This is a genomic window from Enterococcus mundtii (genome assembly GCF_003957375.1).
GTDB classification, from domain to species: Bacteria; Bacillota; Bacilli; order Lactobacillales; family Enterococcaceae; genus Enterococcus_B; species Enterococcus_B spodopteracolus.
This window is the reverse complement of the sequence record NZ_CP025473.1, coordinates 2,240,977-2,257,092: the sequence shown is the minus strand read 5'-3', so window position 1 is coordinate 2,257,092 and position 16,116 is coordinate 2,240,977. Positions and strand designations below refer to the sequence as shown.

The 16,116-nt window shown below is 38.7% G+C and carries 16 protein-coding genes and 1 tRNA gene; 12 read left to right on the top strand and 5 right to left on the bottom strand.

What is annotated here, in order from left to right; translation table 11 throughout:
* Positions 1-38: 38 nt before the first annotated feature.
* The 3 genes from CYK55_RS11020 to CYK55_RS11010 form a co-directional block, all read right to left on the bottom strand.
* Complete coding sequence (locus CYK55_RS11020; protein ID WP_034686907.1) at positions 39-740, bottom strand: type 1 glutamine amidotransferase; 702 nt, start codon at positions 738-740, stop codon at positions 39-41.
* Positions 733-2,085 (bottom strand): Mur ligase family protein, encoded by a 1,353-nt coding sequence (locus CYK55_RS11015; protein WP_126134325.1) that lies wholly within the window; start codon positions 2,083-2,085, stop codon positions 733-735. The genes CYK55_RS11020 and CYK55_RS11015 overlap by 8 nt, the downstream gene beginning before the upstream one ends.
* Positions 2,086-2,284: 199 nt before the next feature.
* A complete protein-coding gene (locus CYK55_RS11010; RefSeq protein WP_126134324.1) occupies positions 2,285-3,685 on the bottom strand; it encodes a TrkH family potassium uptake protein in 1,401 nt (466 codons plus the stop codon).
* Positions 3,686-4,045: 360 nt separating this feature from the next.
* Here CYK55_RS11010 and CYK55_RS11005 point away from each other — a divergent pair, with 360 nt between their 5' ends.
* The 4 genes from CYK55_RS11005 to CYK55_RS10990 all read left to right on the top strand — a co-directional run bounded on the left by CYK55_RS11005 (position 4,046) and on the right by CYK55_RS10990 (position 7,271).
* Positions 4,046-4,519 carry a hypothetical protein gene (locus tag CYK55_RS11005; protein WP_034686904.1) on the top strand — a complete coding sequence of 158 codons (474 nt, stop codon included), beginning with the start codon at positions 4,046-4,048 and terminating at the stop codon, positions 4,517-4,519.
* The gene (locus CYK55_RS11000) at positions 4,516-5,295 is read left to right on the top strand and encodes a DUF6681 family protein (RefSeq protein ID WP_034686903.1); all 780 of its coding nucleotides are present in this window, start codon (positions 4,516-4,518) and stop codon (positions 5,293-5,295) included. The genes CYK55_RS11005 and CYK55_RS11000 overlap by 4 nt, the downstream gene beginning before the upstream one ends.
* Positions 5,296-5,499: 204 nt before the next feature.
* On the top strand, positions 5,500-6,069 hold the full coding sequence (gene lepB / locus CYK55_RS10995; protein ID WP_010736630.1) for a signal peptidase I: 570 nt from the start codon (positions 5,500-5,502) through the stop codon (positions 6,067-6,069).
* A 236-nt stretch (positions 6,070-6,305) separates the two neighbouring features.
* Positions 6,306-7,271 (top strand): peptidylprolyl isomerase, encoded by a 966-nt coding sequence (locus CYK55_RS10990; protein WP_126134323.1) that lies wholly within the window; start codon positions 6,306-6,308, stop codon positions 7,269-7,271.
* A gap of 123 nt (positions 7,272-7,394) precedes the next feature.
* Here the strand turns inward: CYK55_RS10990 and CYK55_RS10985 are convergent, their stop codons facing one another.
* Positions 7,395-7,994 carry a class I SAM-dependent methyltransferase gene (locus CYK55_RS10985; protein ID WP_034686899.1) on the bottom strand — a complete coding sequence of 200 codons (600 nt, stop codon included), beginning with the start codon at positions 7,992-7,994 and terminating at the stop codon, positions 7,395-7,397.
* Positions 7,995-8,172: 178 nt separating this feature from the next.
* Between CYK55_RS10985 and CYK55_RS10980 the strand changes: the two genes are divergently transcribed.
* From CYK55_RS10980 to upp, 7 genes are all read left to right on the top strand, one after another.
* The gene (locus CYK55_RS10980) at positions 8,173-8,757 is read left to right on the top strand and encodes a thymidine kinase (RefSeq protein ID WP_010736627.1); all 585 of its coding nucleotides are present in this window, start codon (positions 8,173-8,175) and stop codon (positions 8,755-8,757) included.
* Between the two features lie 2 nt (positions 8,758-8,759).
* Positions 8,760-9,833 (top strand): peptide chain release factor 1, encoded by a 1,074-nt coding sequence (gene prfA, locus CYK55_RS10975; RefSeq protein WP_034686898.1) that lies wholly within the window; start codon positions 8,760-8,762, stop codon positions 9,831-9,833.
* Entirely contained in the window at positions 9,826-10,662 is an 837-nt protein-coding gene (gene prmC, locus CYK55_RS10970; RefSeq protein WP_034686897.1) for a peptide chain release factor N(5)-glutamine methyltransferase, read from the top strand. The genes prfA and prmC overlap by 8 nt, the downstream gene beginning before the upstream one ends.
* Positions 10,663-10,854: 192 nt before the next feature.
* On the top strand, positions 10,855-11,880 hold the full coding sequence (locus CYK55_RS10965) for an L-threonylcarbamoyladenylate synthase (protein ID WP_126134322.1): 1,026 nt from the start codon (positions 10,855-10,857) through the stop codon (positions 11,878-11,880).
* 189 nt (positions 11,881-12,069) lie between these two features.
* Complete coding sequence (glyA, locus tag CYK55_RS10960) at positions 12,070-13,314, top strand: serine hydroxymethyltransferase (RefSeq protein WP_126134321.1); 1,245 nt, start codon at positions 12,070-12,072, stop codon at positions 13,312-13,314.
* 374 nt (positions 13,315-13,688) lie between these two features.
* Positions 13,689-14,630: an alpha/beta hydrolase gene (locus CYK55_RS10955; RefSeq protein ID WP_034686891.1), complete on the top strand. Its 942-nt coding sequence runs from the start codon at positions 13,689-13,691 to the stop codon at positions 14,628-14,630.
* A 216-nt stretch (positions 14,631-14,846) separates the two neighbouring features.
* Positions 14,847-15,476: a uracil phosphoribosyltransferase gene (gene upp, locus CYK55_RS10950; RefSeq protein ID WP_010736621.1), complete on the top strand. Its 630-nt coding sequence runs from the start codon at positions 14,847-14,849 to the stop codon at positions 15,474-15,476.
* 104 nt (positions 15,477-15,580) lie between these two features.
* Here the strand turns inward: upp and CYK55_RS10945 are convergent, their stop codons facing one another.
* Positions 15,581-15,823: a hypothetical protein gene (locus CYK55_RS10945; RefSeq protein ID WP_034686887.1), complete on the bottom strand. Its 243-nt coding sequence runs from the start codon at positions 15,821-15,823 to the stop codon at positions 15,581-15,583.
* Between the two features lie 121 nt (positions 15,824-15,944).
* On the opposite strand from CYK55_RS10945, the gene CYK55_RS10940 reads away from it, so the two are divergent.
* Positions 15,945-16,017: transfer RNA gene (locus tag CYK55_RS10940), tRNA-Thr, on the top strand.
* Positions 16,018-16,116 lie beyond the last annotated feature (99 nt).

Below are 16,116 nucleotides of genomic sequence, written 5' to 3'. Positions count from 1 at the left end.
TAAAAATATCTTAGATATTTTTAGAGGTTTTTCGCTGTTTACTTGATTGGAGCTGCGGCAACTGTTGGTAGATCAAGTTCTTTTCCATAACGTTGCTCTAATGCTAAGCGAACGAGACGCTCCGCTAAATGTTCGTTACGTGCTAAGATCGGGCCATGGAAATAGGAGCCGTAAACGTTGCGATAAATGACACCTTCTGATTGATCTTCCCCATTGTTTCCTTGACCTTTGACGATTTTTCCCAACGGGCGTTCGCCTTCGCCAAGAAATGTTCGACCATTATGATTTTCAAATCCATAATAGGTTTCGTTGAACTCTTCGTTGTGGATCACGATGTCACCAATGAAACGATTATTCTCTTGGCTTAAAGTGTAATGATCCAACGCACCGATTCCTTGGATTTTTTCACCGTTTGCGCCCATATAATAATGACCAAGTAGTTGGTAACCGCCACAAATCGCAAGTACGACACCATCATTTTCAATGTAATCAGTCAATGATTCTTTCTTTTCTTGAATATCTTTTGAAATGATCATTTGTTCAAAATCTTGACCACCTCCAAAGAAAACTAAGTCGTATTTATCTGCCTCAAAGGGCTCATGGATGCTGACGATCTCAGTATGAGAAGTGACCCCCATTTTTTTGGCGATATATTGGAGCATCAAGAGATTGCCATTGTCACCATAAGTATTCATCAGATTCCCATAGAGATGGGCAATGCGTAATTCGTAGTTAGCCACGATTCATGCCTCCTTTGATAAAGCCTTGACTCGCTAATTCTTTTCGTAATTGTAAGACAGCTGTATAGGTCGCTAAAATATAGACATGATCCGTCGGTAGTTGTTTGATTTTCTCAATGACATCAGTCAATTCTTTTGCTTGTGTCAATTTGTCTTCAGCGATACCCGCTACTTTCAAACGTAGTGCCATATCTGTGTGGCGATCGCCACCAGCAATCATAGCAGGGATCTCCATATCTGCAAAGCGTTCAAATTCTCCGTCCCAGATCCAACTCACATCGATTCCATCTGCGTAGTTCGCATTCAAGAGGGCAACTAGTGAAAATGGATACGGTGCATGTCCCATCATGTCGATGACTTGGTTGATCCCTACAGGATTTTTGACTAGAACTAATGTACAGGACTTGCCATCGATTTCGATGACTTCTTGACGACCAAATACTTTTTCGTCATACCCTAAGCCTTGTCTGATTTTTTCAGGAACAACACCATAATATTCAGCCACCGCAGTAGCTGCTAACGCATTATAGACATTGTACATGCCACCAACTTCGATGCCATATTCATGACCATCAATGACGAAATCAGCTGATTTGTTGTCCATTCGTTTCATTTCTGTCAAACGATAATCTAGTTCTGGACGTTTAAATTCACAATTTGGACAATAGTATTTACCTAAGTTTGCATAAGTGATCATTTTGTAGTGCAAGATGTGATGACATTTCGGACACAACACGCCATCTGTATTGTAGTGGGCCATCTGTTCATGGTCTTCTTCGTGATCAAATCCATAATATCTTCTAGGGTTGACCGTCTCAACTGAATTGAAGATCGGTGAATCGCCATTACTGATGATCGTAGCATCTGGCGATTTTGCGGCACCATCAACGATCATTTTATAAGTGGTATAGATTTCACCGTAACGGTCCATTTGATCACGGAAAATGTTTGTAAATAAAAATAGTTCAGGTTTGATGTATTCAGTCACTCTGCTTAGACTGGCTTCATCGATTTCTAATACCGCAAATTTCTTTTGGCCTTTTCCGGCTTTTGCTTGTAAAAAAGTCGAAACGATTCCTTGGACCATGTTTGCGCCCGTAGGATTCGTCAAGACTTCATCAAATTGTTGTCGTAAGATATTGACGGTCAAAGCGGTCGTCAATGTTTTTCCATTTGTTCCAGTTACGACGACGACTTGATAGTCTTTTGCTAATGTATCTAAAATATGAGGATCGATCGATAAAGCAAGTTTACCAGGTAAACTTGATCCTCCTTTAAAAAAGGTTTTTAGTCCCCATTGTGCGGTTTTACCAACTGCAATCGCAAATTGACTGCGTATTCCCATTATGTAACCTCCAAAACGTCATAATTACAAATAAATTCAACTAATCATACCATATGTTGAAAAAAAGGTTAAATTGCTTTGTCTTATTTTACAAAAGTTTATACTGTTCGCAAAACAAAAACGAAAGAAGCAAGAAAACGAAAAACGATCGCTTCCTTGCTTCTTACATATCGGTTTTTTATGGTAACGATAAACTTGCTTATCCGATAATGATTTTTTCTGTAGGATATTCATAACCTAAATCTCGTGTTTCTTTTGGCACAAATAACATTAATGTGTACAACATCCCGATACGTCCAATAAACATCAAAGCGCCAATCGTGATTTTCCCGACGGTGGACAGATCACCAGTGATGCCTAGCGATAACCCCGTTGTACCAAAAGCAGAAGTCACTTCCACGATGATCGAGATCAATGGTTGTTTCTCCGTGGCAGATAAAAAAAGAATACAGAAGAAGCACATCCCTAAGGAGAGCATAAAAACGACCACTGATTTTCGGACATCATCTTCATCGATTCGACGACCAAAAATATTAATGTTATCTTCACTTTTCAAAAACGAATAAAGATAAAGACCAATGATCGCCACAGTCGTGGTTCGGATACCCCCGCCGACAGAACTCGGACTACAACCAATGAACATCAATAGGGAAAAGACGATCAAGGTCGTGATTTGAAAATCCCCCAGATCATGGATCTGTAAACCCGCATTACGAGTTGTCATGGAATAAAACATTGAATTGATCCACTGGACACTAGGATTGAGATCTTTAAACAAGTGATTTTTTTCAAGTAAAAAAATCAAGATAGTCCCGCTTACAAATAAAATGATAAAAGCGAGGACGGCGAGTTTTGTAAACAAAGAGAACCGAAAAGGAATCTTGGCTTTCGTTTTTCGATACAAGCGCCATTCTCGAAACTCCATCAATACTGGAAAACCGATCCCGCCAATAAAAATCAGGAACATGATCATAAATAAAAAAGGATAGTCATGTTCAAATGGCTTGATCGACTCACCAGTAATATCAAATCCCGAATTTGTGACCGCGGAAATAGCTTGATAAAATCCATGGAAAACGGCTTCGTGCCAATGATCGAAATAGCCGCGAATATAGAAATAAACGGAGAACAAGGCACCGAATAGCAATTGGAACCAGAGCAATATGACAAAAGTGATCCGAATCAAACGAACGATACCAGATAAACGTGGTTGATTCATATCTGTCATGATTAATTGTCTCTGACGTAATGTGATCCGTCGTTTAGAAAAGATAATAAATGCCGTGGAGATCATCATGATCCCTAAACCACCCACTTGAAACAACCCTTCGAGTAAAATAATACCATTGTTATTAAAAATCGCGTGGATGTCAAATGTCGAAAGGCCAGTGACACTGATCGTACTGATAGCCATAAAAAGCATGTCAATAAATGAAGCATGACTACCCGGATTTCGGAAAAATGGGATGTAAAACAAGCCCAAAGAAATAATAGTCATTAAAATATAATAAAATACAATAATTTGAATAGAAGAAAAGTGACTAGAAGCATATCTTGTACTACGCCTTCGCCATTTCCGAAAAAAAAGATTCAATTGCACAAATTCGATCCTCCTTGTTAGATGTTTCTTCCAGTATACCGACAATAAAATAAATACACAAAGAAATAATAAAACTAAAATTTACTAGGATTTTAGTTATTGGAAAAGTGTCTTATAATAAAGATGACTTTGCGAGAGAACTTGGAGGGAGATCCATGATAAAATGAAGTGTATCAACCAGTCATAGACTGTCTGATTACGACTAAAACAACATTCGAGTAAATCTACACAAAAGTTTCATGAAAAAATAAGAAAAAAATAAGAAATTTATGGTAAAACTAAAGAATACGTGTGAGAAAAATCAACTTTTGCCAAACTGATCAAGACTTCAAGCGGCAACAAGGAAAAGGATGAGAGAATATGCGGAAAGTAGCACCTATATTAAAGCCAATCGCTGTATTGACGATTTCGACGATTGTTGCTACCACAACAGGCATTGTTAATAGTTCTAGCTATCGTGCACCAAGTCGTTCTACAGAGACGACGACGACTTCTACCAATGAAGGAACAGGGCAAACGAATGACACGGTAGAAACAACACCGACGACTGTAGAACAAGACACAACCAATTCTACATACAACCAAAACTCAATACCAGAAAGTTCCGTGGATGAAGGAAATACAGGATATACGACCGATTCGACTAGTCAAAATCAAGGGGACAACAGCGGTTCAAGTACGACGCCAAGTGCCACTACACCAAGCAGTACGACGCCTAATACAACGCCAAGTACTTCTACGCCAAGTGAAGGCAATCTAAATGAAAAAAATGCACCTACAGAGCAATCCGCTGAAACACAGATGTATAATCAACAGGCAGGTGATGAAGAATGACAGTTATATTAGATATCATCAATGGGATACACAAGTTTTTAGGATATTTAGATATCAGTCCTAAATATTTGAACCGAGGCTATACTATATTAAGTGTGATTCCGACCGTTTACCTTTTACGGATTGTTTATGGATTATGGCAAAATCAAAAGTATTTGCAGTTTTTTTTATACGGATTAGGCTTTTTAGTTCTTTTATATTTCACTATTCTAAATGTGTTTTATTACTTTTTTGATAAAAATTCAAAAGCCGATGTGACGCAAATGATCGTAAAATATTTACCTGATGAAGCATTCAATATTGAAGGAGAAACGGTTCGCGGGAACAACGGAAATATCGACAAAGTCAATACAGAAAAAGCCAATGTTCTATTCGATGAAGACTACCAATTGAAACTAGCAGAGAATATGCGTTATTTGATTGAAAAAGGGGAAATCAAGGTCAATGAACTTGGTCGAATGGACGGGTTCTTGATTGATCGAAATACACTTTATCCGTATTATTATGTGAAAAAAATCTCCGACAAAACTTATCAATTAAGTATCGGTCGTAATTATTCCAGCATGGAAAAAGTAGGGACGATCAAGGTCGACTCGCCAGAAGATCATATTGAACCCGTAGGCTTATTCCTTGCAGGCGGTGATTTTGTCAAAGATGGTCTTAGATACCATGAACCCTATCGTTTGAAGTTGATCATCAAGAAAAATCAACCAAAAGAACAAGAAGGTGAAGTGACATACAGTCGAAGCCAACGAAGAAAAAAATCAAAAGTGTAGGATAAATCTTTTCCATCAAGGATTTATTTAGCTCTAATATTAAAGATACATGAAGTTCAAAAAAACATTTCTAAAAAAAAGGATTATTCCCAACACGATCCGACACTTATTCTTTCTTTTAATCGATAAAAAATGTAAAATAAAGAATAGCTAACAAATAAATAAAAAATAACATAAAAATGTTTGGTTAATAGGAGGTATAAAGTGAAAAACTTTTTGAAAAATTGGGGAATCTTGATCGTTGTTTTAGCCGCCATCATTTTGGCAAGAGTCTATGTATTTACACCAGTCACCGTGAGTGGTCATTCCATGGACCCTTCGTTACATGATGGACAACGTTTGATCTCATCTAAAATCTCAGATTTTGACCGCTGGGATATCATTACAACAAAAGAACCTGGGGATGAAGAACGGATGATCGTCAAACGAATCATTGGGATGCCCGGTGATACTGTGAAAATGGAAGATGATCAACTATACATCAATGGGGAAAAGCAAGATGAACCTTACTTAGATGAGTATAAAAAAGAATTTTCAGAAGACAAACTACAAGAGGAATATTCTTATAACTCAGCCTTCCAATCGCAAGCTGAAAATGCTGAAACGTTCACCAGTGATTTTGAATTCACTGTTCCTGAAGGACAATACTTGGTACTGGGCGACAATCGTTTGATCTCAAAAGACAGCCGCATGTTTGGTTTAGTCGATGAAGACTTGATCCAAGGAAAAGTCGTTTTCCGCTATTGGCCGTTGAATAAGATCAATATCATTTAATCGATGATACGTAATGTGATAACGATATAACTCTAAAAAGTAAAGATATACCCTGAAAAAACCTCAACATTCATTTGGAATGTTCGAGGTTTTTTTGTTATATAAACTACATCAACAGGTGATCAATTTAATTTTTTTTATAAAATCACGTTATTTTCAAAGTTTGTTCATAAAGTAAGGTTAAAGTGAAAGACACATAGGTATAAATAACTATTAAAATATATAGGAGTGACAGCATGAAAAAATTTATCTCAATATTAGCTGTATCATCAGGACTGATTTTATTTTCTGCATGTACCACAAATCCATCAGACCAAGCCGCAGTGACTTATAAAGGTGGAACGATTTCCGAGCAGGAACTAGTCGACCAGCTGAAAAAAATAAATGGTGCCGAATCAGCCGTCCAAAATTTGATTATTTTCCAAATATTTGAAGAAAACTATGGAGATAAAGTTTCTGATGAAGATGTGGAAAAAGAATACAATGATAGCAAAGAAGCACTCGGTGATTCTTTCGATTCGCAATTGAAATTAGCGGGCTATACGACTAAATCCTACAAAGAAGAAATCAAAAAAAGATTAGCTTATAAGGCAGGGTTACGAGCGAATGTCGAATTGACGGACGAGGATCTTAAAACAGCATGGGAAAACTTCCATCCAGAAGTAGAGGCACAATTGATCAAAGTAAGCAGCGAAGATGAAGCCAAGGAAATCAAAAAGTCACTCGATGAAGGAGGCGACTTTGCTAAAATCGCCAAAGAAAAATCGACAGATGAAGCGACAAAAGAAAAGGGCGGAGAAATCACCTTTGACTCGCAATCAACAAGTGTGCCAACAGAAGTCAAACAAGCAGCCTTCAAACTTAAAAATGAGGAAGTTTCTGACGTCATCACAGCGACTAATTCCTCTACGAACGCCACGGAATATTATCTTGTGAAAATGGTCAAACAACAAGAAAAAGGCAATGATATGTCAAAATATAAAAAAGAACTAGAAAAAATAGCAACAGAGACAAAAATAGCAGATCCAACATTCATACAAGAAGCTGTGCGTAATGAGTTGAAAAAAGCAAATGTAAAAATCAAAGATGAAGATTTCAAAAACGTATTAAGTGGCTTGATGACGGAACCGTCGACAAGTGAAAGTTCGACCGATGCTTCAACCGACTCTTCAACAAACACTTCGACAGATAGTTCAAACTAGTTGATCATTGGAAGAACTAAACAAATACGAACTCAATTAAAATAATCAAAAACCCGAGAATAATTTTTTTATTTTCGGGTTTTGCGTATTTATGAAAGTTTTTTTATAGAAAATAGAAAATGCTTATTCTTTGCATGCTATGGCTAAAAACAAAGAAGCATCTTGTTTCATAAACAAGTTTTTTCCGTGATGGAATGTTTCAATTGAAAGTGGTTTAAATCCAGCAAATTCCAATTGTTCTCTTAGCTCCTCGTGGTCAAAACCATTATGGACTTTTGGATGCTGGATGTTTTCGTTCTTATCGAAGTCAACGATATAGAGTTTTCCACTTGGATGAAGGAGTTGCGAAAGTTGTTTTAAAATGACTCTCGTTTCTGGAATATGCAATAAGACTAAAGACAATAAGATGATGTCGGCTTTCTCTGCCGGCAAATTCCTTGTTGCATCCATTTCTACCGTTCGTACATTTGCTTGTTTTGCTTCTTTGATTTTTTTATCAGCCATCGCTAGCATTCCTGCGGCTGAATCTATGAGGATCACTTCTTTAAAACGTGAGGCAAAGGGTAATGTGACAAGACCAGTTCCCCCACCGTAATCGATCAATTTCTGGTCATGAGTCTGTGCAGAAAATTCTTTTTCAACAGCTGAACGAATCGTGGCAGCTAATTGGATTCGTTCGGGGGTATCATAATAGTTCGCCATTTGGTGGAATATTTCGGACATAAGCGCTCTCCTTTATTTTTCATTCGATTATACCAAAAGAAGTGCGGGTAGTTTATTAATTTATAACGAAAATACCAATATTTACACTAGGGAAATCTCGCTTCGAAAATTCTCACTGTAAAAATGATTGAAAATCAAGTATAATACCATAGGAACAAACTGGAAGGTGAATGAGGACATGGCACAACTATTTTTTAAGTACGGCGCAATGAACAGCGGCAAGACAATCGAGATCCTAAAAGTCGCACATAATTATGAAGAACAAAACAAACCGGTTGTTTTGATGACCAGCGGAATCGATACAAGAGATGGCGTTGGCGTAGTTTCAAGCAGAATCGGGCTGAAACGTGAAGCAATTCCCATTTTTGAAACGACCGATGTATTTGAAGTCATCCAGCAGATGGAACACCCACCATTCTGTGTATTGATCGATGAAGCGCAGTTCTTAACAAAAGAACATGTCTTAGCATTCACGAGAATCGTTGATGAACTCAATATTCCGGTGATGGCGTTCGGATTAAAAAATGATTTTAGAAATGAATTATTTGAAGGATCGAAATATTTATTGCTTTATGCAGACAAAATCGAAGAAATGAAAACGATCTGTTGGTTCTGCCATAAAAAAGCAATGATGAATTTACATTATATAGACGGAACACCGGTGTACGAAGGAGATCAAGTCCAGATTGGTGGCAATGAAGCCTATTATCCCGTATGTCGAAAACACTATTTTCATCCATTGATGATCACAGAAGGAGATTAAGCATGTACGACCAATTACAATCAATCGAAGACCGTTACGAAGAGCTTGGGGAACTACTGAGTGACCCAGAAGTGATTTCAGATACGAAACGTTTCATGCAACTTTCAAAAGAAGAAGCAAATACACGTGAAACGGTCGAAGTTTATCGTCGCTACAAGGAAGTTGTTCAAGGGATCAAAGATACAGAAGAATTACTCGGCGAAAAGTTAGACGACGAAATGGCAGAGATGGCTAAAGAAGAATTAGCTGATTTGAAACAAGAAAAAGAAGAACTAGAAGAAAAAATCAAGATTTTGTTACTTCCAAAAGATCCAAACGATGACAAAAACATTATCATGGAGATTCGCGGAGCCGCTGGTGGCGACGAAGCCGCACTATTTGCAGGGGATCTTTTCTCGATGTATCAACGATACGCAGAGAGCCAAGGCTGGAAAACAGAAGTCTTGGAAGCAAGTGTGACAGGGATCGGTGGCTATAAAGAAGTCATCATGATGATCTCAGGTGAAAATGTCTACTCGAAATTAAAATATGAAAGTGGCGCACATCGGGTCCAACGTGTCCCTTCAACAGAATCTCAAGGACGTATCCATACATCAACGGCAACCGTCGTTGTCATGCCTGAAGCAGAAGAAGTAGAGATCGATTTGGCTGACAAGGATATCCGCGTCGATATTTACCACGCTTCTGGAGCCGGTGGACAGCATGTTAATAAGACAGCATCTGCGGTACGTTTGACTCACTTGCCAACTGGAATCGTAGTGGCGATGCAAGATGAACGTTCACAATTGAAAAACCGTGAGAAAGCGATGAAAGTCTTACGTGCGCGCGTCTACGACAAGATCCAACAAGAAGCACAAAGCGAATATGATGCGAATCGTAAATCTGCGGTAGGGACTGGGGATCGTTCAGAGCGTATCCGTACTTATAACTTCCCTCAAAATCGCGTGACGGATCACCGTATTGGCTTGACGATCCAAAAACTGGATCAGATTCTAGCAGGAAAACTAGATGAGATTGTCGACGCATTGATCGTGTACGACCAAACATCTAAGTTGGAAGAGATGCAAAATGGATAAAACCTATCGAGAAGTCCTCACACGGGCTTCTTCTTTTTTAGAAGAACAAGGAGTAGAAGGATATAATATCCAATTTGTCTTTCTTGAACGCAAGCAGTGGACGAAACTGGATTGGCTCATGCGAATGAATGAACCAATCACAGCCGAGGATCAAGCCATGATCGATGCAGATATGCAACGACTAGTGCAACATTATCCACCCCACTATTTATTAGGTTTTGCTGAATTTTTTGATCACCGTTTGAAAGTCACGAAAGCAACCTTGATTCCTCGTCCAGAAACCGAAGAATTAGTCGCACTATGTTTGGCAAAAACAAGCAAAGAAACCTTAAATGTCGTGGATATCGGTACAGGAACTGGGGCAATCGCCATCAGTTTGAAAGCTACTAGAAAAAATTGGCGGGTCTCAGCAATTGATTTATCTTTAGAAGCACTAGCTGTCGCCAAGGAAAATGCAGAACATGAACAAACGACGATCAATTTTTATCATGGTGATACGTTGGAACCTGTCATGGATCAAACCTTTGATGTCATTATTTCTAATCCCCCTTATATCAGTCGAGCAGAATGGTCGGTGATGGATCAGAGTGTACGAACCTACGAACCGAAGATGGCATTGTTTGCTGAAGAAGATGGTTTAGCGATCTATCAGAAAATCGCAAAGGAAGCTTCACAAATATTAGCTAGCGATGGACAACTTTTTTTAGAGATTGGTTTCCAACAAGGAGCAGCTGTCAAAGCAATCATGGAGCAAGCCTTTCCCACAAAAAAAGTACGGATCAAAAAAGATATGGCAGGCAATGATCGGATGATTTTTGTTACCAATTAGTTTGTGGATGAAAAAATTTTTTTCTGTTTTTTTATAATAAAAAAACACTGATTTGATAAGGATGAAAACGAATATTTTAGTTATCAACATACTTATCCACTATTGACAAACTAGTTATCAACAATTTGTGTATAACTGTCTGGGAAAACGGAATAAAACAAGGATTTTAAAAAAAGAGGATGTGGATAGACTGTGGAAACAATGAAATATGATGAAACACAATTAAATGAAGCTGCGAAGGAATTAGCAGTAGGGAATCTAGTGTCTTTTCCAACGGAAACTGTCTATGGATTAGGAGCTAATGCCCTTTTACCGGAGGCTGTCAAACAAGTCTTTACAGTGAAAGGTCGACCACAAGACAACCCATTGATCGTCCATGTCGCCTCCTTCGAACAAGTAAAAGAGTATGTGGACAACTTTCACCCCCTAACAGAACAAATTGTGAAAAACTTTTGGCCAGGACCACTGACTTTGATTTTTTACATCAAAAAAGGCAGTTTACCGGGGATTGTCACTGGTGGTTTATCCACAGCTGCTTTTCGCATGCCAGATAACAAGAAAACATTAGAATTAATCCAATTAGCAGGTGTACCACTTGTAGGGCCAAGTGCCAACACTTCAGGTAAACCGAGTCCAACAACAGCAGACCATGTCTTTCATGATCTAAATGGGAAAATCACAGGGATCATTGATGATGGGGCGACGAGGATCGGTGTAGAATCAACGGTACTGGATTTGAGCGACCCATCTGCACCGCCGATGATCTTACGACCAGGAGCAATCACGAAAGAGCAACTAGAAGCTATCATTAAAAGTCCAGTGGCGACAGACCGCCATTTGGTCAAAGAATCTGAAACACCGAAATCTCCGGGGATGAAATACAAACATTACTCACCTGATACTCGAGTACTGATGGTTGAAAAAACGGATTGGCCAGAGGCGATTATCTGGACAAAAGAGCAAAAACTACGTACCGGTGTTTTAGCTGGACCAACAATAGCTGATCAGGTACGCAAGGATGTCGCAGCTGTGTATATGTATTACGATGATTCAGTAGAGGCAGCAACGAAAGGGTTGTTTGCGGGGTTACGTGGCTTAGATGATGATCGATTAGCTCTTGATCTGATTCTAGTACAAGTTGCACCTGAAGAAGGTCTAGGTATTGCTTATATGAATCGGTTGAAAAAAGCCGCAGGACAAAATTATTATAAAAAATGATCCAGAAGTGATTGCTGCAAAATCATTCTGTGATACAATCTAGGAAACAAACTAAAATAGCTATTTAAGAAATAATGTTCGTATTCTTAGCTAGTAATGTTTGGTCAACATCAAAAAAAGACAAATAAACTGAACAATCATTTGAAATTTAGAGAAGTTGACACATAAATAAATAAGGAGTTGTTGTTTGTGGTAGACTACAAAACGTTTGACCCTGATTTATGGGCAGCAATCGCAAAAGAAGAGGAAAGACAAGAAAACAATCTGGAGCTGATCGCTTCTGAAAACTTTGTCTCTGAAGCTGTGATGGCAGCACAAGGAAGTATTTTAACGAATAAGTACGCTGAAGGGTATCCAGGACATCGCTATTATGGTGGGTGTGAATTTGTGGATATCGTTGAAAATCTGGCGATCGATCGTGCCAAAGAATTATTTGGTGCCAATTTTGTCAATGTTCAACCACACTCTGGATCACAAGCCAATACAGCTGCATATCTTGCGTTAGTTGAACCGGGCGATACGATCTTAGGAATGGATCTTTCTGCTGGCGGACATTTGACACATGGCTCTCCAGTCAATTTTAGTGGAAAAACGTATCACTTTGTTGCTTATGGTGTAGATCCGACAACAGAAGTCATTGATTATAATGTCGTACGCATCTTAGCGAGAAAACATCAACCAAAATTGATCGTAGCAGGAGCAAGTGCTTATGGTCGAACGATCGATTTTGCAAAATTCAGAGAAATCGCGGACGAAGTTGGGGCAAAATTGATGGTCGATATGGCACACATTGCTGGTTTAGTTGCAGCGGGGGTTCATCCAAGCCCAATCCCTTATGCCGATATCACAACAACGACGACTCACAAAACATTACGAGGGCCTCGTGGTGGGATGATCTTAACAAACAATGAAGAATTGGCTAAAAAAATCAATAGCGCAGTTTTCCCAGGCATCCAAGGTGGCCCTTTGGAGCATGTGATTGCCGGAAAAGCTGCTGCATTTAAAGAAGCATTGACTCCTGAATTTAAGGAATATAGCGAACATGTCATTGCCAATGCAAAAGCCATGGCAAAAGTATTCAATCAATCGATTGGTACCCGAGTGATTTCAGGTGCCACAGATAATCATTTGATTTTGATCGATGTACGTGACTTAGAATTGAACGGAAAAGAAGCTGAAGCGATTTTGGACAGTGTTCATATCACCGTCAATAAAAACTCGATTCCCTTTGAAACACTAAGCCCCTTCAAAACAAGCGGTATCCGTATCGGGACACCAGCAATTACGACCCGTGGCTTCCGCGAAGAAGATGCGGCAAAAGTAGCTGAATTGATCGTCAAAGCTTTACAGGCAAAAGATGATGAAGCACAATTAGAAGAAGTGCGTGCAGGCGTCCGTGAATTAACAGAGCAATTTCCATTATATAAAAAATAAACAGTTTATAACTAAGAGTCATCAATAAAAAGGTAAGAGAATCGAAAAAGGTGAGACAATCAGGGATGTAGCTATTTGGTTGTCTCACCTTTTCTCTGATTGTTGAAGTGTTAGATGGCTCTCTGGAAATCTATACAGATAGTGTTGAGCTTCTTTCACAACCTAGATAAACGGTGTTCAAGAAGCAACACTTCGGTCATAAGGCAAAAAAATCAAAAATGAAACAGCCATTTTTAATTTTTCTGCCTTATGCCTTAGTGTTGATCGCTTCTTTCACAACCTCTTTCAATCTGATTTTTTGACTTTTGTCTGGTTGCTCTCTAGTATATGAGGTGTAATTTTATTTGTTGCATTCAACTTAGGGAGGAATCCGTATGACTGATCGAATTTCATTAGAAAAAGAAGCAATTGAGTTTAGTGATGCTAATGCACCGCACCCGCGTATCTATGAATTACCTCCGGAAGAAGGGCGTGATCTTCTAGAAGAAGTTCAAAGTTCTTCTGTGGAAAAATTACCTGTGGATATCGAGGATTTGAAAATGGACACCAATGATTGGGGACAAATCAATGTGCGTTTTATCCGTCCTGAAGGAAATGTAGAAAAATTACCTGTCATATTTTATATACATGGTGCTGGTTGGGTATTTGGAAGTGCCAAGACACATGACAAATTGATTCGAGAATTGGCTGTTCGTACAAATTCGATCGTGATTTTTCCTGAGTATAGTCGTTCGCCAGAAGCAAAATATCCTACTGCAATTGAACAAAACTACGCGATTTTGCAAAAACTTGCGGAGCTTTCTGAGTCGAAAGGCTTGGATCTTGAGAACTTGACAGTCGCTGGGGATTCCGTAGGTGGGAACATGGCAACGGTGATGACGATCCTTACAAAGCAACGTCAAGGATTACCAATCAAAAAACAATTACTATATTATCCTGTAACTAATGCAAATTTCGATACAGATTCTTATAACCAATTTGCAGAGAATTACTTCTTAACAAAAGAAGGGATGCAATGGTTCTGGGATCAGTATACGACAGATGAAAAGAAACGAGCAGAAATCACTGCCTCACCTCTACGTGCAAGTAAAGAAGAATTAACAGGTTTACCGCCTGCAATGATCTTGACAGGTGAAGCAGATGTGTTAAGAGATGAAGGAGAAGCATATGCTAGAGAACTTCGTGAAGCTGGCGTGGAAGTTACGCAAGTACGTTTCCAAGGGATCATCCATGATTTTGTCATGGTAAATACGATGGACCAAACCAATGCGACACGAGCAGCGATGAGTCTTTCGACAGAATGGCTAAAAAACTAGTTGTTTTTTGTCATCTTTTTCCATTAATAAATTAGAAAAATAACAAAAAACGTCTGATTTCCAGGCGTTTTTGTTATTTTTTGCTGATTTTAAAAAGAACATCGCTTTGTTTTTTTATTTCTTTGGTTTTCTTTAGGAAAATGACGGGTTAGACTAGTCAAGTCAGTGATTTTGTTTTACAATTAAAAAGAAACGAGAGAAAAAGGAGACAAAAAAATGGGCAAATTTCAAGTAATCGACCATCCATTGATCCAACACAAATTAACGATTATTCGCGACAAAAATTGTGGTACAAAAGTTTTCCGTGAGGTTGTTGATGAAATCGCTATGCTGATGGCATATGAAGTATCACGTGATATGCCACTTGAAGACATTGTCATCGAAACACCGATCACAGAAACAACACAAAAAACATTGTCTGGTAAAAAAGTAGCCATTATCCCAATCTTGCGCGCAGGTATTGGAATGGTTGACGGAATCTTAGAATTGATCCCAGCAGCTAAAGTCGGCCACATCGGATTATACAGAGATGAAGAAACGTTGGCACCGCACGAGTATTTCGTTAAATTACCGGAAGATATCGACGCACGTCAATTATTCGTCGTTGATCCAATGTTAGCGACAGGTGGCTCAGCGATCATGGCGATCGATGCTCTGAAAGCACGTGGCGCTTCAAACATTAAATTTGTTTGCCTTGTTGCAGCTCCAGAAGGTGTGAAAGCCTTACAAGAAGCACATCCAGATATTGATATCTATACTGCATCATTAGATGAAAAATTAAATGACAAAGGCTATATCGTTCCTGGTCTAGGTGATGCTGGCGACCGTTTGTTTGGCACAAAATAAGAAAATCAAATACAAAAAGATCTGGGTCGTACAAGAGCCCAGATTTTTTTGTACAATCGATTCAACCAAAATAAAAAACCACCCAATTGATGGATGGTAAAAAACTAAAGCTTACTCATATCTTTGTAATTGACAATGACAACGCCTTTACTTTGGGTCATCAAATCGGCATTCTCATTAGTTTCATCAATTGCAACAACAGCAGAGTTTTTCAATTGCTTGGAAATTGTTCCGGTTTGCGTTTTTCCGTGAATCATAAAGGTAACATGTGTATCAGTGGTAAATTTTTCTCCAAATTCTGACGGTTCGACCTTTGTTTCAAATTTTCCAAAAGTTGCCATTTTCATAAAACCTGCCTTTCATCTATAATTATAGCACATTTTTTGAAAAAAATCATGAAAGTAGAAAAATCTTCCATATTACCTCTTTACATTTCTTAACATAAAGACTATAATTTCTCTTGGAAACGCCAGCTTAGCTCAGTTGGTAGAGCAACGCACTCGTAACGCGTAGGTCACAGGTTCGATCCCTGCAGCTGGCATACGATAAAAGCAGTCATATCAAGGTTTTTACGCCTTTGATATGACTGCTTTTTGATTTTGGTGAAAAGAGAATGACTAAAAATGCCTACTTACAATAA